Annotated in this window: 22 protein-coding genes; 19 read left to right on the plus strand and 3 right to left on the minus strand. The window is 47.5% G+C overall.

Features of this window, described 5'->3' with window-relative positions; genetic code table 11:
• Positions 1-14: 14 nt before the first annotated feature.
• The 6 genes from FQV30_RS03865 (at position 15) to fabZ (ending at position 4,559) form a co-directional block, all read left to right on the plus strand.
• Positions 15-419 carry a F0F1 ATP synthase subunit epsilon gene (locus FQV30_RS03865; protein ID WP_146498814.1) on the plus strand — a complete coding sequence of 135 codons (405 nt, stop codon included), beginning with the start codon at positions 15-17 and terminating at the stop codon, positions 417-419.
• Positions 420-519: 100 nt separating this feature from the next.
• Positions 520-753 (plus strand): DUF1146 family protein, encoded by a 234-nt coding sequence (locus FQV30_RS03870; protein WP_146498815.1) that lies wholly within the window; start codon positions 520-522, stop codon positions 751-753.
• A 367-nt stretch (positions 754-1,120) separates the two neighbouring features.
• Complete coding sequence (gene murA / locus FQV30_RS03875; protein WP_146498816.1) at positions 1,121-2,413, plus strand: UDP-N-acetylglucosamine 1-carboxyvinyltransferase; 1,293 nt, start codon at positions 1,121-1,123, stop codon at positions 2,411-2,413.
• A 225-nt stretch (positions 2,414-2,638) separates the two neighbouring features.
• Positions 2,639-3,643: a rod shape-determining protein gene (gene mreB, locus FQV30_RS03880; RefSeq protein ID WP_146498817.1), complete on the plus strand. Its 1,005-nt coding sequence runs from the start codon at positions 2,639-2,641 to the stop codon at positions 3,641-3,643.
• Between the two features lie 207 nt (positions 3,644-3,850).
• A complete protein-coding gene (locus FQV30_RS03885; protein WP_255473297.1) occupies positions 3,851-4,078 on the plus strand; it encodes a DNA-directed RNA polymerase subunit beta in 228 nt (75 codons plus the stop codon).
• Positions 4,079-4,121: 43 nt separating this feature from the next.
• Entirely contained in the window at positions 4,122-4,559 is a 438-nt protein-coding gene (fabZ, locus tag FQV30_RS03890) for a 3-hydroxyacyl-ACP dehydratase FabZ (RefSeq protein WP_146498819.1), read from the plus strand.
• Between the two features lie 70 nt (positions 4,560-4,629).
• Here the strand turns inward: fabZ and FQV30_RS03895 are convergent, their stop codons facing one another.
• Positions 4,630-5,073, minus strand: coding sequence for a YwpF family protein (locus FQV30_RS03895; RefSeq protein WP_146498820.1), 444 nt, complete (start codon positions 5,071-5,073; stop codon positions 4,630-4,632).
• A 286-nt stretch (positions 5,074-5,359) separates the two neighbouring features.
• Here FQV30_RS03895 and FQV30_RS03900 point away from each other — a divergent pair, with 286 nt between their 5' ends.
• Both FQV30_RS03900 and FQV30_RS17865 read left to right on the plus strand, forming a co-directional pair.
• The gene (locus tag FQV30_RS03900) at positions 5,360-5,773 is read left to right on the plus strand and encodes a single-stranded DNA-binding protein (protein ID WP_146498821.1); all 414 of its coding nucleotides are present in this window, start codon (positions 5,360-5,362) and stop codon (positions 5,771-5,773) included.
• A 24-nt stretch (positions 5,774-5,797) separates the two neighbouring features.
• Entirely contained in the window at positions 5,798-5,944 is a 147-nt protein-coding gene (locus tag FQV30_RS17865; protein WP_186725510.1) for a hypothetical protein, read from the plus strand.
• A gap of 54 nt (positions 5,945-5,998) precedes the next feature.
• Here the strand turns inward: FQV30_RS17865 and FQV30_RS03905 are convergent, their stop codons facing one another.
• Both FQV30_RS03905 and FQV30_RS03910 read right to left on the minus strand, forming a co-directional pair.
• Complete coding sequence (locus FQV30_RS03905; protein WP_146498822.1) at positions 5,999-8,722, minus strand: DEAD/DEAH box helicase; 2,724 nt, start codon at positions 8,720-8,722, stop codon at positions 5,999-6,001.
• Positions 8,719-10,251 carry a hypothetical protein gene (locus FQV30_RS03910; RefSeq protein WP_146498823.1) on the minus strand — a complete coding sequence of 511 codons (1,533 nt, stop codon included), beginning with the start codon at positions 10,249-10,251 and terminating at the stop codon, positions 8,719-8,721. Before FQV30_RS03910 ends, FQV30_RS03905 begins: the two co-directional genes overlap by 4 nt.
• Positions 10,252-10,745: 494 nt before the next feature.
• Between FQV30_RS03910 and FQV30_RS03915 the strand changes: the two genes are divergently transcribed.
• The 11 genes from FQV30_RS03915 to FQV30_RS03965 all read left to right on the plus strand — a co-directional run bounded on the left by FQV30_RS03915 (position 10,746) and on the right by FQV30_RS03965 (position 21,836).
• A complete protein-coding gene (locus FQV30_RS03915; protein WP_146498824.1) occupies positions 10,746-11,117 on the plus strand; it encodes a hypothetical protein in 372 nt (123 codons plus the stop codon).
• A gap of 91 nt (positions 11,118-11,208) precedes the next feature.
• The gene (locus FQV30_RS03920; protein WP_146498825.1) at positions 11,209-11,664 is read left to right on the plus strand and encodes a transcriptional regulator; all 456 of its coding nucleotides are present in this window, start codon (positions 11,209-11,211) and stop codon (positions 11,662-11,664) included.
• Positions 11,665-12,204: 540 nt separating this feature from the next.
• Entirely contained in the window at positions 12,205-13,029 is an 825-nt protein-coding gene (locus tag FQV30_RS03925; protein WP_146498826.1) for a M55 family metallopeptidase, read from the plus strand.
• Between the two features lie 15 nt (positions 13,030-13,044).
• A complete protein-coding gene (locus tag FQV30_RS03930) occupies positions 13,045-13,980 on the plus strand; it encodes an ABC transporter permease (protein WP_146498827.1) in 936 nt (311 codons plus the stop codon).
• Positions 13,980-14,900 carry an ABC transporter permease gene (locus FQV30_RS03935; protein WP_146498828.1) on the plus strand — a complete coding sequence of 307 codons (921 nt, stop codon included), beginning with the start codon at positions 13,980-13,982 and terminating at the stop codon, positions 14,898-14,900. Before FQV30_RS03930 ends, FQV30_RS03935 begins: the two co-directional genes overlap by 1 nt.
• 4 nt (positions 14,901-14,904) lie before the next feature.
• Positions 14,905-16,038: an ABC transporter ATP-binding protein gene (locus tag FQV30_RS03940; RefSeq protein WP_146498829.1), complete on the plus strand. Its 1,134-nt coding sequence runs from the start codon at positions 14,905-14,907 to the stop codon at positions 16,036-16,038.
• Between the two features lie 62 nt (positions 16,039-16,100).
• Positions 16,101-17,735 carry a peptide ABC transporter substrate-binding protein gene (locus tag FQV30_RS03945; RefSeq protein ID WP_146498830.1) on the plus strand — a complete coding sequence of 545 codons (1,635 nt, stop codon included), beginning with the start codon at positions 16,101-16,103 and terminating at the stop codon, positions 17,733-17,735.
• Positions 17,736-17,909: 174 nt separating this feature from the next.
• On the plus strand, positions 17,910-18,833 hold the full coding sequence (locus tag FQV30_RS03950) for a S66 peptidase family protein (protein ID WP_146499560.1): 924 nt from the start codon (positions 17,910-17,912) through the stop codon (positions 18,831-18,833).
• 1 nt (position 18,834) lies between these two features.
• Positions 18,835-19,941 (plus strand): dipeptide epimerase, encoded by a 1,107-nt coding sequence (locus FQV30_RS03955; RefSeq protein WP_146498831.1) that lies wholly within the window; start codon positions 18,835-18,837, stop codon positions 19,939-19,941.
• A complete protein-coding gene (locus FQV30_RS03960) occupies positions 19,942-20,871 on the plus strand; it encodes a C40 family peptidase (RefSeq protein WP_146498832.1) in 930 nt (309 codons plus the stop codon).
• A 2-nt stretch (positions 20,872-20,873) separates the two neighbouring features.
• Complete coding sequence (locus FQV30_RS03965) at positions 20,874-21,836, plus strand: ABC transporter ATP-binding protein (protein ID WP_146498833.1); 963 nt, start codon at positions 20,874-20,876, stop codon at positions 21,834-21,836.
• Positions 21,837-21,865 lie beyond the last annotated feature (29 nt).

Consider the following 21,865-nt stretch of genomic DNA (forward strand, 5'->3'; position numbering starts at 1 on the left):
CAGGAGGGAAAAAAATGAAGACCATTGCAGTCAATATTGTCACTCCCGACGGCCCGGTATACGATTCAGAAGTCTCTATGGTTATTGGAGTCACAGCAACCGGTGAAATGGGCGTTCTGCCTGGACACATCCCGACAGTTGCTCCTCTTGGAATCGGTGCAGTCCGATTGAAGAAAGACAACTCAACGGAATTGGTTGCGGTTAATGGCGGATTTCTTGAAATTCGTCCTGAAAAAGTGACGATTTTGGCACAGTCCGCAGAACGTGCGACAGACATTGATCTGGCTCGCGCTCAAGAAGCTGCGAAACGTGCTGAAGCGAGACTTCAGGCGAATAAAGATGAAGTTGACTTTAAACGTGCAGAATTGGCTTTAAAACGTGCGATGAATCGTATCAACGTTTATGAGGGTAACATTTAAAAGAAGCAGGCGGACAGAAGGGCAGTCGACTTCTGTCCGCTTTTTCTTTTGTTCTAAAATTTTCATTAAGTTGTAAATATATGAAAAGGAGAGGATTCTTTTGGAAACAGTAATTGGACAGCAGGCATTAGTTTCTATATTCAGCCACATATTTTTTACTGGTGTAGCCTTTTATGCATTACGCGCCGTTATGTTTGAAAAATGGATCCGTAAGCAGCATGTTCTGCAAGCACAGATTCTTTATATTTTCCTGAGCATTGCCATCGGATTGGCTGTATCAACCTTTTTTTTGAATATTTCCTTATGGTCGCGGCAATTGCCTTATCTTTTCTAAAGCTTGTTGTTTTGCCATGGCTGCGAACTTCGTGCCCATGGCAAAACGCCAAAATGACTAACTAGTACACATTTCCTGGGAAATAAATCTCGGAAAATAGGTTTATATCCTAGTTTCACGGGAATTGTTGTATGTAATGAGAATGTAATATTCCTCAAAAAGTTTTACAAACAACCGACACATAAGGGATTGCGTGTACGAATCTTATAGCAATCACAAAAAAGTACTACAAATAGGTGTTAAGTTGCTTGTGAATTTATTAGAAAACAGGTACTATAAGTAAGGTTTTGTTTCTAATAAATGACATTGGACTTTAAACGTACGTAAAGTACATATAGATATTAATTTATAGATGGAGGGCATATCAGTGGATCAGATTATTGTAAAAGGCGGCCAAAAATTAAAAGGGAAAGTTCGGGTGGAAGGTGCTAAGAATGCAGTGCTACCAATTCTTGCCGGCGCATTACTGGCTTCTAATGGAAAAAGTATCCTTAAAGAAGTACCAAATTTAGCGGATGTTTATACCATCCAGGAAGTGCTGAAAAGTTTGAACGTGTCAATCGAGTATTTTCCAGAAAAAAATGAAATGATGATTGACGCATCCCAGACATTATCAAGTGAAGCGCAATTTGAATATGTCAGAAAGATGCGTGCTTCAATTCTGGTAATGGGGCCTGTCCTTGCTCGCAATGGATTCGCTCGTGTTGCCCTTCCAGGCGGTTGTGCAATCGGCTCACGTCCGATCGATCAGCATTTGAAAGGTTTCGAGGCGATGGGTGCCAAGATTTCTTTCGGCAACGGTTTTGTTGAAGCGAAAACAAACGGCCGTCTTCGCGGTGCTAAGATTTATCTGGACTTCCCAAGTGTGGGGGCTACGGAAAATATTATGGCGGCAGCTGCTTTGGCTGAAGGCGTTACGGTTATCGAAAACGCTGCAAAAGAACCTGAAATTGTCGACTTGGCAAATTACATCAATGAAATGGGCGGCCGCGTAGTCGGCGCTGGAACAGACACAATGCGCATTGAAGGCGTTGAAGAACTTCACGGAGCAGAACATTATATCATTCCTGACCGTGTAGAAGCTGGTACATTTATGGTGGCTGCAGCTATTACTGAAGGCGATGTCATCATCGAGAATGCAGTGCCTGAACATATGGCTGCTTTAATTTCAAAACTCGAAGAAATGGGCGTTGACATTCAAGAAGTGGAAGAAGGGCTCCGCATCCGCGCTTCACGTCCGCTTCGTTCAATTGATATCAAGACAATGCCGCATCCTGGCTTCCCGACAGACATGCAATCACAAATGATGTCGTTGATGCTGACAGCTCAAGGAAATGGCATTTTGACTGAAACAGTTTTTGAAAATCGTTTTATGCACGTAGAAGAGTTCCGCCGCATGAATGCATCGGTTAAAATCGAAGGCCGTTCAGTTATCATGGAAGGCCCATCGAAGCTGCAGGGGGCGGAAGTTGCTGCAACTGACTTGCGTGCAGCAGCAGCGCTTATCCTGGCAGGACTAGCAGCTGAAGGCATCACTCGAGTAAACAACCTTTATCACTTGGATCGCGGTTATGTGAACTTCCATAAAAAGTTGGCTGCCTTAGGTGCTGACATCGAACGAGTTTCAACTGAAGAAGCGAAAGTGGAGCAATTGGTCTAATACTTCTTAATTATTCAAGCCTGCGAGCTGTTTAGCCCGCAGGCTTTTTAATTTGGTGATGGAAGGGCAGAAAGCGGCCTATATCAATCTGGACGTACTGGCAAGAGCATGTTGGCTTGCGAAAAAATAATGCATTTCTCATCTTGTCTATGCTAAAATGTTCACTTAGGAGAGTCTTTTTATTTACATAAAAGGTGCGGCAAAGATGGAAGGGGAAGCGCTTAAATGTTTTCGAAAGATATTGGGATTGATTTGGGGACAGCGAATGTTCTGATCCATGTCAAAGGCAAAGGAATTATTCTGAACGAGCCCTCTGTAGTCGCTATAGATCGCACAACGAACCGCGTGGTGGCAGTTGGAAAAAAAGCTAAAGAAATGATTGGCAGAACACCGGAAAATATTGTTGCGATCCGTCCCTTAAAAGATGGGGTCATCGCAGACTTTGATGTTACGGAAATTATGCTTAAATATTTTTTAGATCAGTTGAAAGTGAAAGGCTTCATGACAAAGCCGCGTATTTTAATATGCTGTCCGACGAATATCACCAGTGTAGAACAAAAAGCGATTCGCGAAGCGGCTGAAAAATCAGGAGGGAAAAAAGTGTTTCTGGAAGAAGAGCCGAAAGTGGCTGCTATTGGCGCAGGCATGGACATTTTTCAACCTAGCGGAAATATGGTAATCGATATCGGTGGAGGAACTTCGGATGTGGCAGTGCTGTCCATGGGTGATATTGTGACAAGCGAATCAATCAGAGTGGCTGGCGATGTATTCAATAATGATATTCTTCAATATATAAAGCGGCATTATAAATTATTGATCGGGGAGCGGACTGCGGAAGCGCTCAAAATAGAAATCGGCACTGTTTCCCCCAACGGCAGAAAAGACGAGATGGAAGTTCGAGGACGTGATTTGGTGACGGGACTGCCAAGGGTCATTACAGTTCAATCAGCGGAAGTCCAACAAGCGATGGCAGAGTCAGTCAGCCATATTGTTTCTGCCGCCAGAAACGTACTGGAAAAAACACCGCCTGAGCTGTCAGCTGATATAATTGACAGGGGCATCATCTTAACCGGTGGGGGGGCACTCCTTCATGGCATAGACCAATTGCTTGCGGACGAGTTGAAGGTGCCGGTTACGGTTACGGATAATCCGATGGATTGTGTAGCTTTAGGGACTGGCATTATTCTAGACAGCATGGGCAAGAGATCCGGAAGAAAAGCTACCGTTTGAAGCGGGGCTGTTAAGCGTTAAAGAAAGAAACTTTTATTTCAATATAATGGTAATTATTGAACCTCGTTATGCCACTGCCTGCATAAAGAATCTGGACGATGAAGTTCTGGATGTGAAAACAGAAATGGACGCCCATCAATAGAAAGGTTGACTAAGCGAATGGCTGAATGGAAGAACAAAAGGCCTTTTAGAAGAGAGGCCAAAGAAGTGAATGAAAATGAAAAAGCGGCACCTGATACTGATTCAAGTTCTTGGGTCCGGATCCGATTGTTTCCAATTTGGCTGCGAATCCTCATCATCCTTGCCATCCTCATTGTAGCAATGGTTTTAGGTGTCATGGTCGGCTATGGGGTGATTGGGGACGGAGAGCCAGCGGATGCCTTAAAATGGCGCACATGGCAGCATATCATCGATATTATGAGCGGCCGGAGTTGAAATCCGCCTGCACATTACTTTATTTCTAGAAGGAGCTGTGTTTATGTTAACAGTAGAACAAATTCAAGCGATATTGCCACACCGTCAGCCGTTTTTAATGGTAGATCGGATTTTGGAAATTGAAGCGGGTAAAAAAGCGGTCGGTTTGAAAAACGTCTCGGTGAATGAGGAGTTTTTTAACGGCCATTTTCCGGGTTATCCTGTAATGCCAGGCGTGCTGATCGTGGAAGCGTTGGCTCAAGTGGGAGCAGCTGCAGTTTTGCAGATGGAAGTGAACAAAGGGCGTCTTGCTTTCTTCACAGGCATCGATAATTGCCGGTTCAAGCGCCAAGTTGTTCCAGGAGATCAATTGCGCTTGGAAGTGGAATTGACAAAGTTGCGGGGATCGATGGGCAAAGGCCACGCTATTGCGACGGTAGACGGCGAAATCGCCTGCGAGTGTGATATCCTGTTCGCCTTGGGGCCGGTAGTGGAAAGATAAGGACAAGCGGCGATATAAAATGCAAAAACCAGCGTGCACACCGTTTTATAACGGCAGCCACGCTGGTTTTTTATTGGCGGGAATTTGCTTCATCGCTTCTCAGTACTGGGCGTGAACGCATATCGTGTTCAAATCGCTGAAGCAGCTCTTCACCTTCCAAGCCATCTTCAAGCAGTTCCGACAATAGCGTCTCGGCGTATTTGCGGCGGGCAAGCTTCAAAGAGCCCTTCATCAGTACAGAAATATGTTCGCCGATAACTTTGACGCTGTAAATGCTCACCTGGAATGGGGCCGGCTCGTTGCCTGGATAGGAAATAACCACTTTAACATCAAAAATTCTACCGGATTCCTTCATCTTTTCAAACGTTTCCCGGTAGTCTAAATCCACGAGCATTTCCAGGAGCCATGAGCGGTCATTGTTTTCTTGATTGATGATAATTCCGTCATGAAGAGGAAAATCAACGATATTCTCATCTTCGACAACTTCCAATGACAGCAATTTAAATGTCTTCATGTATATCCCTCCAAACGTTGCTTTTTTCTAGTATAGCATAGCCGAAAATTTTGGGGCCGCGAGTTTCGCAGCGCAAATAAACTGGAAAGGCTGCAAAATATCATTTTTAAATTTAACGTGGTTGTTCTCTTTTTCCTTGGCATATCAATAGACAGGCACAATATTTTCTTTAAGGGTTCTTTAAATTCGAATTATCGAAAGCGAAATTGCCCCATAAATGATTTTTCCGCTTTTGCGCAACATTCGATCTTCTTAGTATGATGTAAAAAAGAAAGGAGGTGAGTTGATGAACCAAGTCGGAATTGTGGGCCGCTTGACGAAAGATCCGGTAACTCGGGTGATGAATGAAGGACGCGTACATACTTCTTTCATAGTTGCGATTTCCCGGAATTATAAAAACCAGAAAGGGGATGTAGAGACGGATTTTGTTCTTTGTTCAACCTGGGGCAGACCGGCGCACAACGTTTCGAAGTACTGCCGCAAAGGATCGCTTGTAGCGGTGACGGGCCGTCTGCAATCGAGGCATTATGACAAAGATGATGGAACGCGGATCTATGTCACTGAAGTGCAGGGCGACCAAATCCGTTTCTTGGACAAAAAGAAAGCAGCAGAAGAAGAAACCGCCCGCAAGCAGCAGGAGCCACAGTCTGAAGAAGACTTTGACTTCCAGCCGCCAGGGACGGAACAAGTGAATGTATAAACCAAAAAAGGGGGCCGCTTAGCCATGCCGAAAGACGTGCAATTGCAATTGGAAGTTCATATGGAGCAGTTGATCCGTTTAACTGCATTGCTTCACAGACGATTGGCAGAGGCGGAACGGGAGCTAAGTGAGTTGAAAGCTGTATTCCGTTCCGCTGCCGAAAAGAATTGACCGGTTTCATGTCTGAATGAGGGAAGTCGGCCAGGTGGGGGCCTGGCCGACTTATTATAGCGTATATGTGAAAAGGTCCTTCAATTCATCATCGGACAATTCCGTCATCCACTGGCTGGATTGGATAAACTGATCCGACATCGTCTGCTTCTGAGTCAGCAAAGCATCAATTTTCTCTTCGATCGTCCCGATAGTGACAAATTTATGCACATGGACAAATTGTGTTTGGCCGATGCGGTACGCACGGTCGGTCGCCTGGTTTTCGACAGCAGGGTTCCACCATCTGTCAGCATGGAGCACGTGCGTGGCAGCCGTCAAGTTAAGGCCTGTTCCGCCCGCTTTCAGCGACAAGATGAAAATCGGGAAATCGCCAGCCTGGAATTTTGCAACCAGGGAATCCCGTTGCTGTTTTGGCATACTTCCTGTCAAGAAAGGCACTTCATGGCCATACAGTTCATTGATCGCTTGCTGCAATAAATGCCCCATCCCAATGTATTGGGTGAATATCAAACATTGTTCCCCGCGTTCTGCTATTTCCCCGGCGAGAGTCACTATGCGCTCCAGCTTTTGAGATCTAGGCAGTATTTCTTCAGCAGAAGAATAAGGTTCTTTCAAATAAAGTGCCGGGTGATTACATAATTGTTTCAACTTGCTGAGCATTTTCAAGACAAGGCCTTTTTTCTCAAATCCTGTGAGCGTCTCCATTTTCTGCACCGTATCCTGGACAAGGCTTTCATATAAAGCGGCCTGCTCCGGAGTCAATGGGCAGTATTCCAACTGCTCTTGTTTTTCAGGCAAGTTCAGCTGCAAGTCCGGATCCTTCTTCGTGCGGCGAAGAAGGAAAGGCTGGATGCGCTGGCGCAGCTTTTCCTTCACTTCTTCCGAATCGTCGCGTTCTATAGGAATCATGAAGTTTTCTTGGAACTGCTTGATTCGATATAAATAGCCTTTATTGATAAAGTCAAAAATGGACCAAAGTTCGGACAAGCGGTTCTCAATCGGCGTACCCGTCAGCGCGATATGGTGGTCGCCTTTGAATTTCCGGATGGTGCGTGATTGCTTCGTATACATGTTTTTGATGTTTTGCGCTTCATCAAGCGTAATGCTTGCCCAGTAATGGTCCTGGATTTCCTCAGCATCCGAAGAGGCTATGCCGTATGTCGACAATACCACATCCGGGTTTTCAGTCTGCAGGAAATTGATAAAGTCGCCGCCTTTTGGGCGTGTGCTGCCGTAATGAGTGACAACTTTCAAATCGGGGGCAAAGCGGCTCAACTCTTTTTGCCAGTTTCCAAGGACGGAAGTCGGACATACGATCAAAGATGGCTTGCCTGGATTTTGTCCGTGGACGTGAAGCAAATAAGCAATCAGCTGCACCGTTTTTCCAAGGCCCATATCATCTGCAAGGCAGAGGCCGAACCCTTCTTCACGCATGAACACCAAATAATCAAAACCGATTTTTTGGTAAGGGCGCAATTCGGTCTGCAAGGCTTCAGGAATCGGCGTTTCAGGCAAATCACGCTTGTCCAGTAACTTATCAAGCAAAGTTTTTAACGAACGGTTCAACTGGAATTCAATAAGCGGATCTTCGTTGTCGCCTGCATCTTCCAGCATGATTTCAGGAACGTTGTGGAACAGCATATCTTTGATTGTCCAATCTGCGTCTTCCGCTTCTTCTATAAGCTTACGGAGGTGCAACAGCAGATTGGAATCAATCCGCACCCATTCATTGCCGACACGGATGAATTCCTTGTTTTCTGAAACCAGCTGCTGGAAATCCTGCATGCTGAGTTCATGGCCGTTCAATGAAAATTGCCAATCAAAACGAATGATCTGGTCAAGGCCAACCACCGATGCTTTTTTGCTCGGGGAATGGACATTCGCTTTAACGCGCACTTTCGCTTCTTGGACAGCTTTCAGCCAGGATGGTATTGAAACTTCTATGCCGAAAGCCTGCAAAATCTCTGCATCGCTGCGCAAAAACTCAAGAACCTCGGCATCGGTCCATTCCGTATAAAATAACCGTTCTTCATCAAAACGGTCGACAGAAGGGCAAAGGCTAAGGATCAAAGCCTGCTTCTCGGCGATTTCTTTGGTATGGGCGCGCCATTTTTCCGGCAGCACTTTATCGATCGGTTCATCGGCGCGGCGTTTTGGCGGTGTCCAGTACACAGAACCGCGTTTTGACCGAAGAGCAATTTTCAATGACCATAAATCTGTGCTGTCCGGTTCGCTTAACTGGACAGCAATGGCGTAATCTTCGGCAGCCGGCAACCCATCCCAGCCGACATTCTGCACAAAATGCTGAAGATACGGCAATTGGGCCGGGGCCAAGTTTTTCTGGCGAAGCTGATGGCGGATAGTGTCGCTGAGAAAACTTCGGATATCTTCATCTCCGTAATCGCTGGCGATTGTGATGTCGTCTCCGGCAACCGAGACGTGGTCCCAAAGCGAAGGGTCATTCAAGGAATCCGATACTTTTCCGGCTAGGCTGAGCCATGCTTCATCTTCTGGCCGCTGCCCTGAAAAAGCCACATAATGGTGCGGCTCCCGTTGGAACAGACGGACGAAATCCGCTGGCGTTAGTACTAGATCAAGCCCATCGGTGACAGAGGTCAAACCGAAAAAGCTATCCTTATCCAGAAAATACAAATACGGGATCCAAACTTCCGGAGGGATCCGGTTTCCGGCTTCGTTGATTGCTTGGATGCGAAACTCTTCGGCACGTCTGATTTTCAAATAATAAGTGCGGCTTCCTTCTGTTTGGAATTGATTCATAAAAGGTTTCCTTTCTCGATTTCTTCCTGAAGCGCACGAAGGCGTTTGTTTTGAGTTTGAATTTCATTCATATAGGAATTCCAGAAATCCATTTGGCCGCTTTTTTTACAAGCGGCTTTCATCTTTTTCCAGATTCGCACTGCCTGTTTATAACTGGAACGGTTGCGTTCTTCAAGATGGGCCAGCGCATAGCGGTGGTAAAGCGGCAGTACATAATCAGGTGCGGCGTTTTGCACTTCCTTCAACCCGCACTCTTCAACGAAATAGAGCGGGGAATTATGAAGGTGATGAAGCTCCGCCCACTGTTTATACAATTGTTTTTCAATCAAATAAATAGAATAAGCAGGCAAGCCGTAATGGCCGAACTGTTTGAACAGATCTTCCCAATCCTCTTCGCTCAACTGAATGAGCGAAAAAAGCCGGCTTAGTGTCCGCACATATTGCTGGCGGTACTGCGAGTATAGCCCTTCAAACAAAAATGTTTTTACGTGCGGCTTGACCGCCATCAGAATGGCAGTCAGCGCCTGCTCATGCTCTTCGCTTTCGGCGAGAACTGCAAGTCCGATCCAGTCATGTGCTTCATGAGGCGATATTTTCAATTCCGCCATTGTATCTTTCAATAAAATTGCAAAAAACGCACTGATCCGTTGATCCGTTTTTGAGAAAGCCGAGGCTTCTTCAATCCGCATTTTGGCATTAGTGAATAAACTTGTCCAAAAAAGCTGATATACTGCAAATCGCTGGGAAAATGATCCATCTTTCACCTTGGCGAATGCGCGGACCATCGATCTTAGATGATCAAAAAAAGCATCTGATTCAAATGTACGGTGCTGGGTCCGTAATTGCTCAAGCAAATCATGCAATTCATGCAATTCGTCTTCGAACCATGTTTTAAAAAATGAGTGGTGTACTTCTTTCGTGCCGCTGATATAAGAATCCCAAACTTCCGTCAAGGAAATAAAATGGGCATATGTCCGATAAAGCACTTTCCATTCCCGTTCAAGTGGAACGAACGACAATGCGTTTTTCAAGCGCCCTTCATACATTTGCTCGAAATAGAAATAGTTGCGTGTCGTATAATCCGGAATGGAATCCCGCCAAGCGTTCCGGATAATAGCAGTCCATTGGGCGGGAGAGCGCTTGTTTGAGAGCATTGCCAATTGGTCATTCGGCCGGGAGCGCCAGTCCGCTACCCATTGGGTAAGAGAACCGATTTTTTGGTAAAGCGCAAAAATAACCGCTAATCTGTGCCGGCACATTTCTTCTTGCGGACATGCGCAAATCGCGGTGAGCTTATCGAAATTGAGAAAAACTTTGACTGTATGGGCGTCTTTGACGATAGCTTCCAAAAGCAGCTTTTCTTCATTGAATGACTGGATCTGTACGCCATCATGGCGCACTAAAAAGACTGCTTTTCGAACCATTTCTTCATCCAGCTCACGCGTCGGATAAAGCGACTTATCGATAGCAGCCATATAGTTGTGAATAGTATCATCGAATCGTTGTGCCAAGGATTGAACCGTAGCCATATGCATCGCCCCAAAATAAAACTTTCCTTCTATTATACGGCTTTGAGGTGGCTCCGTAAACGTTGAAGAAAAGTTAATCATCGTCTTTCTTTTGATTTTCGGTTATCAGCTGCTCCGGTTCACGTGCAGCATTAAGAAGGATGGCACTTGAAGAAGTGCGCCTGCAAGCGGGAATCAGTAAATCCAAGCTCCAATCTTTTCCCCGGACTGGCCGCCCTGCAAATTGCAGGCTTCTTGGATTTCAGGCAACCGGTCGGCGATAGTATGGCGTTTGCCGCTTTCAGTCCATGATGCAGAGAGAAAATGGAAGTTTGCATGGGAGCGATAAGCCTTTAAAGCATCAAGTGGAACTCTTCCTGCAGCATAGAGCTATTTATCAGGATTTTTTAGATGGAAATAAATCATTTAGTGGTTGAATTGTTTTATTATTTGTAATATAAATGGATATAATGAAGTTAAAAATACCTATATCATGACGGAACAGGAGAATGTCTTTGAGAAGTTCATATGTTTTGGAAATTCCCGATTTGGATTATGTATTGGATTATGAAGATGTGCGGCGCTGGGAAGTTTTTTTGCTTCAAGCATCAAAGCGGTATGAGAAAATTGCCTGGCAAGCTTCTTCTTCGGAGAAGAGCGGAACATTGCAGCAATTGCTTGTTTTTTATGGCCGGTTGAAAGCGGCTGAGATAGATTTCCAAAACAAGCGGATTGTCTTTTTCCAAGGGGTAGTCGACCAGGGCGAGTTTGGGGAATTCCTATTGGAAATGCTGGATAATATGTTTATCCGTATCCGTAAAGACCAAATGCATTTTGTGGTTTCCCCTAAATATTTAGGCTGTCAAAAGAGAAGCATAATGAGATAATCATTGTGCTTTTTTTATGTTAAAACTAAGGGAAATGTGGTATAGTTATCATAGTAAGAATATTCAAATAACTGGGAAAGGGGGAAAAGACATGCTGCAGATAAAGTTGCTGAAACCGTTCTACACAAAAAGAGAAGGCCATCTGGTGAAATTCGTTTTTGCCTATCAATACTTCTCGATATTGAAAGATGATGAGCTGTTTCATTTTATCCCAGTTGAAGGAAAAGAGATTGTTGTGAACTTGAACACATTCCAAGTGGAAAACCTGTCGGAAGTGTTTGTGTTCCAAAAAGGCAATCGCTTTATCCGTTTGCCGCTTTATCAATTGTTGTTGGTATCCGATATCCACACGCATCTTCAAGCAATCTTGCAGGAAGAAAAGTCGGGCGTAACGGAAGTGAACGACCAAATAAAAACAGAAGCAATGGATGCCATCGAGTTTTTGGAGCATGAGAATTTTGAGAGAATGATTGACTATGCTTTGTCGATCCGGGATGAAGCAATGTTTCATGACTTGTTGGAACGCCAAAACACTGGAGGTTTGTAAAGTGAATGGAGCCTATGGATAAACGTCTGCCCGATTACAAAGGGAGCAGGCGTTTTTATATGCTCAAAAACAGTCAAAAGCCCTTTTCCATGATTTTGGAAAAGGGCTTTTATGAAGTTGAGTTAAACATAAGTCACCTCTACATTAGTATGAAAAAATTAAGGACCAGCATCAAAGCTGTTGAACCGGCCACTCCCAAAACAAGATCTTCCCATTCCATTTCAAGCACTTTATCAAAATTCATCGTCATCCATCCCTTCATGATGTGTATTCCCGACATAGAAGATCTTATAGGGCAAGCTACAATCAGGCCGCTTTTTGTAACTTGTTTTTTATTATAAAAGAAAGTGAGAAAATAACATGAATCAAAATGACTAATAATTCTAAATATAATAAAATTAATAGCCAATTTTAGGGTATGTGAAATTTTAAACTGCAAGAAAATAGAATTATATTGAAATATTCTTACAATATTGTTACATTATCAATAAGCTCTTTACAAATTTTTGGGAAATTATATTGGTTTAAGGGGAAAAGCAAATGAAATTTTATTTATCGATGGATATGGAAGGGGTAACGGCATTACCGGATTATACATATGTGGAATCGAAAGAAGCGAATTACGAGCGGGGCAGGCGGTTAATGACTGGAGACGCCAATGCTATTATTTCAGGCGCATTCGATGAAGGAGCAGAGGAGTTTCTTGTAAACGACAGCCATTCGAAGATGAACAACTTGATAGCGGAAGAGTTGCATGAAGAAGCGCTCCTTATAACCGGCGGCGTTAAAAATTATTCGATGGTGGAAGGCTTGGACGGGACATATGATGGTGCTTTCTTTGGCGGCTATCATGCTCGTGCCGGACAAAAAGGGGTCATGGCGCATTCGATGATTTTTGCAGTGCGGACGATGTGGATCAACGGGATGGAAATCGGCGAACTGGGATTCAACGCTTATGTAGCAGGGTTCCATGGTGTGCCGGTTTTATTGGTGGCAGGAGACGATGCCGCCTGCAAGGAAGCGGAAGCGCTCATACCTGATATTGTAACGGCAGCTGTCAAGGAATCCTTGACGCGCTCCGCCGTTAAAACCCTGCATCCGAAAAAAGCCCAAGCGCTGCTTCGGGAAAAAACCCAGGAGGCAATCGGCAATCGTGAGCGCGTCAAGCCGCTGGTGCCTCCAGATGCCCCGCTGCTCCGAATCGAATTTACAAACTACGGAGAAGCGGAACTTGCTGCGATGATGCCGGGATGCGAAATCGAAACTGGAACGACCGTTGTCCGCTATCAGGCAAAAGACATATTGGAGGCTTACCGGGCAATGCTGGTCATGACGGAACTTGCGATGCAAGCGAAGTTTTGCTGAAAGGGGAATGAGAAGATGGGCAGATATATTATAAAACGTTTCTTGATGATGCTGATGACCATATTCATCATTGCCACGTTGACGTTCTTTTTGATGCATGCAGTTCCGGGGTCCCCTTTGGAAACGGAACGGACGACAAATGAGGCGATCCAAGCAAACCTGGAAAAGTTCTATAAACTGGACCAGCCGCTTTACGTGCAGTATTTCGACTATATGAAGTCGCTTGCCACTTTCGATTTCGGGCCATCGATCAAAGACCCGAACCGCACGGTCAATGAATTGCTTGAACGCGGATTTCCGATTTCGTTCGAGCTTGGGATCATTACCATAATCATTGCGGTCCTTTCCGGGGTGCTGCTCGGGATTTTGGCGGCGCTGCGCCATAACAAACTGCTCGATTACGGTGCAATGGCGTTTGCGGTTATCGGAATTTCCATTCCAAACTTTGTTATGGCGACACTGTTGATCCAGCAGCTTGCCGTTACATGGAATATTTTCCCTCCAGCCACTTGGAAAAGCCCGATGCACATGGTGCTTCCGGTGCTTGCACTTGCGACCGGCCCCATGGCGATCATAGCGCGTCTAACCCGTTCAAGCATGCTGGAAGTGCTGACCCAGGACTACATAAAGATGGCGCGCGCCAAAGGGATCAAACCGGTCCGGATCGTTTTTCGCCACGCGCTCCGCAATGCGATGATGCCTGTTGTGACAATCATGGGCACACTGCTCGCCGGGATCCTGACCGGAACATTTGTTATTGAAAAAATCTTTGCAATTCCAGGGATGGGCAAGTATTTTGTCGATTCGATCAACAACCGTGATTATCCAGTGATCATGGGAACGACCGTATTTTACAGTGCTTTCCTCATCTTCATGCTGTTTCTTGTCGACATCGTCTATGGAATTTTAGATCCGCGCATAAAGCTTCATAAGAAAGAAGGTGACGTGTGATGACCCAAATCCGGGATGATTGGTTCCATCCACTCGCGAAAGATGGGGATGAGAAAGAAACCGTCGTCAGGCCATCCTTGTCCTACTGGAAAGATGCCTGGCGCCGCCTGAAGCAAAACAAATTGGCGATGGGCGGATTGATTTTCTTGGGGTTCTTGGCGCTCATGGCGATATTCGGACCGATCTTTTCGCCTCATTCGGTGACCATCCAGGATTTGCCGAATCAAAATCAGCCGCCGAGCAGCACGCATTGGTTCGGTACCGATGAATCCGGGCGCGACGTCTTCACCCGTACGTGGTACGGAGCCCGCATCAGTTTGTTTGTTGGCTTGATGGCGGCCCTGATCGACTTTTTTATCGGCATTTTATACGGCGGCATCGCGGGCTATAAAGGCGGCCGGACAGATGCGGTCATGATGCGCATCGTGGAAGTGCTTTACGGATTGCCGTATTTGCTTGTCGTGATTCTGCTGCTCGTGGTGATGGGGCCAAGTTTGATGACGATCATTATCGCATTGACAATTACGGGCTGGGTCGGCATGGCTCGTATAGTCCGGGGCCAAGTGCTGCAAGTGAAAAATTACGAATTTGTCACTGCCTCCAAATCATTTGGGGCGAAAACAGGACGGATTATCCGGAAAAATCTGATCCCCAATGCCATGGGCCCGATTATCGTTCAAATGACGTTGACCGTGCCAAGTGCGATTTTCGCGGAAGCATTCTTAAGCTTTTTGGGGCTGGGAATCCAAGCCCCTTTTGCAAGCTGGGGCGTAATGGCGAATGACGCATTGCCGGTCATTATATCGGGCGACTGGTGGAGGTTGTTTTTCCCTGCACTGTTCATTTCGCTGACGATGTTCGCATTTAACGTGTTGGGCGACGGGCTGCAAGATGCGCTCGATCCGAAAATGAGGGGGTGATGATATGACCAGACCATTAGCAGATGAACTTACGCGCACCCGTTTGGAGGACGGAGCGGAATCCGATCCGTTCGCGCACGATGCGAAGCGGGGCAAAATCGCGAAGCCAAAGCGGAAACGGACGGTGACGGACGAGAAGATTTTGGAAGTCCAGGACCTTCATGTGACTTTCCGTACATATGGCGGAACGGTCCAGGCAGTGCGCGGTGTGACATTCGATTTGTTCAAAGGGGAGACGCTGGCGATTGTCGGCGAATCAGGCTGCGGAAAATCGGTGACGTCCAATGCCATCATGGGACTGATCCAGCAGCCGCCGGGCAAAATCACGTCAAAAGGCGTGCGTTTCAAATCGAAAGATTTAACAAAACTATCGAAAAAGGAAATGCGGAAAATCCAAGGGGTCGACATTTCGATGATTTTCCAGGATCCGATGACCGCATTGAACCCGACGTTGACAATCGGGGAGCAATTGACCGAAGGGGTGAAGCAGCATAAAAATTTGAGCGGCGCGGAAGCCAAAAAGCGCGCCGTCGAGATGCTCGATCTGGTCGGCATCCCTAACCCGGAAGAGCGCTTGAAGCAATATCCACACCAATTCTCAGGCGGCATGCGGCAGCGCATCGTCATTGCGATTGCGTTGATCTGCGAACCGGAACTGCTGATAGCCGACGAACCGACGACGGCACTCGATGTGACGATTCAAGCGCAGATTTTGGATTTGTTTGAAGAAATACAGGCGAAGACAGGCGTTTCGATTATTTTGATCACGCACGACCTCGGGGTGGTGGCGAAAATCGCGGACCGCATCGCCGTCATGTATGCCGGAAAGGTTGTTGAAACCGGCACGAAGCGCGAAATCTTCTATACGGCCAATCATCCGTACACAAGAGGCTTGTTGAACTCAGTGCCGCGGTTGGACTTGAAGGAAGAGGAATTGGTGCCGATCGATGGCACGCCGCCGGATTTGTTCTCGCCGCCGGCAGGCTGTCCGTTTGCACCGCGCTGCCCATTTGCGATGGAAGTGTGCGCACGCGTTTATCCGGAGCCGACCCATTTATCGGCGACACAGAAAGTCGATTGCTGGCTGCAGGATGAGCGGGCGAAAAAATTGATCCAGGATGGGGCGTTCGCACATTGATTTTGGCTGGAGGCGCACTTGCGCATTCACATAAACACATACGAAACAAAGGGGGAAAATGAATGAAGAAGTGGCTGGTTTTATTTTTGATGGCAATGGCGGCTTTCGTTCTTGCGGCTTGTACTGCAAGCGAAAACGCGGGGGAAGAGCCTGCAGAAGGGGAAGAAGGGACAACTGCAGAAACAGGCGGAGAAAAAATTCTCCAATTGAACAATGCGCAGGAACCGACATCATTTGATCCGTCGATCGGTTTTGACGCCGTTTCCTGGAACGCCTTGAACAATTTGATGGAAGGTTTGACACGCTTGGATGAAAGTTCACAGCCTGTAGAAGCGACTGCTGAGTCCATTGATATCTCGGAAGATGGAAAAACCTACACATTTAAAATTCGTGAAGACGCCAACTGGTCAAATGGCGAGACGGTAAAAGCGAGTGATTTCGTTTTCGCGTGGCGCCATATGCTAAATCCTGAAACAGCTTCGCCCGCAGCTTTCCTCGGCTACTTTATTGAAGGCGCGGAGGCTTACAACACAGGGGAAGGCTCTGCGGAAGATGTGAAAGTGGTGGCGGAAGATGATAAGACATTGGTCGTTACGCTGACAGCTCCGACAGAAGCTTTCCTGAATATCATCACCAATCCGAACTTCTTCCCGATCCATGAAGCGACGGCAGCCGAAAATCCGGAATGGCATACGGAAGCGGAATCGTTTGTTGGAAACGGGCCGTTCAAATTGGCTTCTTGGAGCCATGATGAAGAATTCGTTTTTGAAAAGAACGAAGAATATTGGGATACTGAAAATGTGAAACTGGATGGCGTCCATTGGGCGATGGTGAATGATACAAATACTGAATACCAGATGTACCAAGCGGGCGATCTGGATGTTTCCAGCGTGCCGGCTGAATTGTCGGAAGACTTGATGGAGTCGCCGGAAATTTCCGTATTAGACCAAGCGGGAACATATTTCTACCGTTATAATGTAAAAGAAGAACCGTTCACCAACAAAAAAGTCCGCCAAGCATTCGCTTTTGCGGTCAACCAGGAAGACATCGTGCAATATGTAACGAAAAATGGCGAGAAACCGGCATACGGATTCACTTCATACGGATTTGAAGGGCCGGATGGCAAGGATTTCCGTGATGCGGCTGGCGATTTGGTGAAGTTTGACGCAGAAAAAGCGAAGCAATTGCTTGAGGAAGGGATGCAGGAAGAAGGCTGGGACACACTTCCGGAAGTCACACTTACGTACTCGACAAGCGATACGCACCAGATCATTGCTGAAACGCTTCAAGACCAGTTCAAACAGACATTGGGCGTTGATGTGAAATTGCAGAACGTGGAAAGTGCTGTTTTTGCTGAAGAGCAATCGGCGTTCAAATACCAATTGTCGCGCAGCTCGTTCCTGCATGATTACGCAGATCCGGTCAACGCACTGGAAAGCTTTATCACAGGTTCATCAATGAACCGTACGCAATGGTCAAATCCGGAATTCGACAAGCTGATTGCGGATGCGAAAACAGAAACAGATTCCCAAGCACGCTGGGAAAAGCTGATCGAAGCTGAAAAACTCCTGATGGACGAAATGCCGATCTTCCCGATTCATTTCTATAACCAGGTCCAGCTTCAAAAAGAAGGCGTGAGCGGAGTATTGCGCCATCCGGTTGGTTATTTGGATTTGAAGAACGCGGATAAAGAGTAAGCAAGGGTATGATTTTGCGGAACTAAAGCACTAAACCGATGCGCGGCCAAGCGCCGCGCATTTTTTAACTGTAGCGCCTCCAAAGGCGCTGCCGTTTTTATAGTTCCTTTTTTGATTGAATCCGCCAAACTGGTTGATTGAATGAAGAATGGAAAAGATGAGGAGTGGATTTTTTTGAGAACTTTGCCGAAACGATTGGAAAAAGGGGATACAGTGGGTGTGATTGCGCCTTCAAGCCCGCCGAATTTAGAGAATTTAAAGAAAGCGTTGCCGTTTCTGGAAGAGCTTGGATTGAAAGTGAAGATGGGCAAGTCGGTGGAAGCAAAGCGCGGCTATTTGGCGGGGGATGACGACGCACGGCTGTCGGACCTTCATGCTATGTTCGAAGATCCGGAAATTGCGGGCATCATCTGCGCGGGCGGCGGCTACGGGGCGGCCCGGTATACCGACCGCATCGATTTCGGAATGATCAAAGAAAACCCGAAAGTTTTCTGGGGCTACTCAGATATCACATTTTTGCATACCGCCATCGGCCAATATTCGGATCTTGTAACATTCCATGGCCCGATGCTGGCATCGGATGTCGGAAAAGATGAATTCCATGAACGGAGCGCCCGTATGTTCGGCCAGTTGTTCGGTCCGTTCGAACTCCATTACAGCGAAGAAATCTCCCCTTTGACAGCGATTTGCGGAGGCATTGCGGAAGGTGAATTGGTCGGGGGAAATCTGTCGCTTTTGCGGTCTGGCATCGGCACAAAATTTGAAATCGATGTTAAAGGAAAGATTCTGCTGATTGAAGATATTGACGAAGAGCCATATCGCGTCGATGAAATGCTCAACCATTTGCGCATGGCGCGGAAGCTGGATGAAGTGGCCGGCATTGTCATCGGCGATTTCAAGAATCCTGAACCGAAAAAACCGGAAAAATCGTTGACGCTCGATCAAGTATTCGATGATTATTTCAGCAGTTTGAAAGTGCCTGTCGTGAAAGGATTCCGTATTGGCCATTGCGAACCGCATTTCTCGGTGCCGCTTGGCGTCAAAGCGCGGCTGGATGGAGATGCGAAAACCTTGACGATTTTGCCGGGGGTGGAGTAAGGTGCCGAAAATCCAGGCGATTACGGCGTACCGGACAGCGGTGCCGTTGACAAAGCCGTTCAAGACGGCGCTTCGCACCGTTACACAAGCTGAATCGGTCATCGTCCACATCTTAACGGAAGATGGGCATAGCGGATTCGGCGAAGCGCCGCCTACCCATGTTATTACAGGCGATTCGCTCGAAAGCATCGAGTCCGCAATAGGTTTGATTGCGGCTCAATTGATTGGACATGATATCCGCCGCCGTGAAATTTTGTTTGAAAAACTGGACAAAGCGATCATCGGCAATTCAAGTGCCAAAGCGGCGGTCGATATGGCGCTTTATGATTTGGCAGCCCAGCAGGCGGGCTTGCCGCTCGTCGATTTTTTAGGCGGCTACCGCCATGAAATCGAAACCGACTTTACCGTATCGGTCAATTCGCCGGAAGAAATGGCTGAAGACGCTGCCGCATACGTACAGGACGGTTTTGATGTCCTGAAGATCAAAGTCGGCATCGACACGATTGAACAGGACGTCAATCGGATTCGCGCTATCCGTCAAATAGTCGGTCCGGATGTTTTGCTCCGGCTCGATGCCAACCAAGGCTGGGAGCCGAAAGCGGCGGTCCGCGCCATCAGGCGGATGGAAGACGCCGGCCTTGGGGTTGAATTGGTCGAACAGCCGGTTCCGGCGAAAGACATTGATGGCTTGAAATACGTCACAGACCATACAATGACGCCAATCATGGCGGACGAAAGCATTTTTTCTCCACAGGATGCGATCCGGGTGCTGCAGTTGCGCGCGGCTGATTTGATCAATATCAAATTGATGAAGGCGGGCGGCATCCACCAGGCGCTGAAAATCAACGCGCTTGCGGAAGCCTATGGCGTCAAGTGCATGACCGGCAGCATGATTGAAACAAAGCTTGGCGTTTCGGCCGCAGCCCATTTTGCTGCCAGCCAGCCGAATATCACGCGCTTTGATTTCGATCCGCCGCTGATGTTGAAAAAGGACATCCTGCCAGGAGGCATCCAGTATTCCGGCAATAAAATCCGTTTTTCCGAAAAGCCGGGCCTTGGCATAGACAGCAAACAATTTTTGCAGCGGCTAATGGGAGGGGATCAATAAATGATGCAAAGAGAATCGGCAATTTGGGTTTGCCGGGTACCAGTGGGCACAGTTTGGACTTCACCTGAAAAAGCCCGCGGAATTGATGCGCATGGCACTGGGGAAACCGTCAAGATCAACAACTGGCTCGAGTCGATGAATGAAGAGGAGAACCATGACTTGACGAAAAGCAAACGCATCCAGACGCAGCTGCTTTACGGCGAACCGGTGATAGTTGACGGAGTTGAGGGCGATTGGGCCAGAATCGTAGCAATTTGGCAGCCGTCGGACAAAGACGAACGCGGTTATCCCGGATGGATACCGATAGCGCAGCTTGCGGAAATTGAAGCGATAAACGAACTGGGCTATGCGCGGGTTACCGCAAACAAAGCGCAATTATGGACGCTCGACCGAAAACCGCTGTTGGCCGTGCCATTCAATGCGATGCTGCCGGCCAAGGAAGCAGGTGGCTATATCCGAGTGCACACGCCGGACGGCGACGCGCTGATATTGCAAGATGATGTGGAACTTGCGGCGGATTACGATCAAGTGGCTACGGGCAGCGGAAGGGATATTGCCCGGCTTGGGATGGAATTTTTAGGCCTGCAATATTTCTGGGGCGGCATGTCGAGCTATGGCTATGACTGTTCCGGGTTCAGCTATAACATGTTGAAAGCGAACGGCGTCATCATTTCCCGCGACGCAGGCGACCAGTCGCGCGACGGCCAGGAAGTTGAAAAAGACGCGCAGGATTCATGGCGCATCGGCGACCTTTTGTTCTTTTCCAATGAAGAAGGCGGATGGGAGCCCCATCATGTCGGCATTTATTTTGGCAATGGCATGATGATTCATTCGCCGACCCCTGGCAAAGCCATTGAAATCATCGAACTGGCAGGCACGAAACACGAGCGGGAGCTGTGTGCAGTCCGCCGGTTTGCACAGGAGGAATGAGGATGACGAACGAAACTCTATTATCCGTAAAAGGCTTGAAGCGGCATTTTGATCTGGGGAAAGACGCGACGCTAAAAGCGGTCGACGGCATTTCGTTCGACATCAGGCGTGGCGAAACGTTCGGCTTGGTCGGTGAATCGGGCTGCGGTAAATCGACCGCCGGACGGACAATCATGGGTTTATACGGGAGCACGGATGGCACGGTCGAATACGAAGGCGTCGATATCCACCAAATGTCCGAAAAAGAACGGTTTTCATATCTTCGCAACATGCAGATGATTTTCCAGGATCCGTACGCCTCGCTCAATCCCCGTTCGACGGTTTTTGAAATCATCGCCGAACCGATGCAGGTGCACGGCCTTTATAAAAACAAAAAGGACTTGCAGGCGCGTGTCCATCAATTGCTTGAAGATGTGGGCTTGAACCGCGACCATGCGAACCGATATCCGCATGAGTTTTCCGGCGGCCAGCGCCAGCGCATCGGCATCGCACGCGCCTTGTCGCTCGATCCGGATTTCATCATCGCGGACGAACCGATTTCCGCGCTTGACGTGTCGGTGCAAGCGCAGGTCGTGAAACTTTTGCAAAAGCTGCAAAAGGAAAAAGGGCTGACCTATTTGTTCATCGCCCACGACCTCAGCATGGTGAAATACATATCCGACCGCATTGCGGTGATGTATCTCGGCCATATGGTCGAACTGACAACATCCGGCCGGCTGTATGAAAACCCGCTTCATCCATACACGGCTGCGTTGTTGTCTGCCATCCCGATTCCGGATCCGGATATTGAAGAAGCGCGTGAACGGATCATCTTGCAAGGCGAGCTGCCGAGCCCGATCAATCCGCCGAGCGGCTGCGTATTCCGCACCCGCTGCCCGAACGCCATGGCGGTCTGCGCCGAAAAAGTGCCGGTCTGGCAAGAGCAGGAGCCCGGCCATTTTGTGGCGTGCCATCTATATCAATAAAAGAAGAGGATAGGGTGGAGTTGCGAAAG

This window comes from Planomicrobium sp. CPCC 101110, assembly GCF_007859395.1.
Lineage (GTDB): Bacteria > Bacillota > Bacilli > Bacillales_A > Planococcaceae > Planococcus.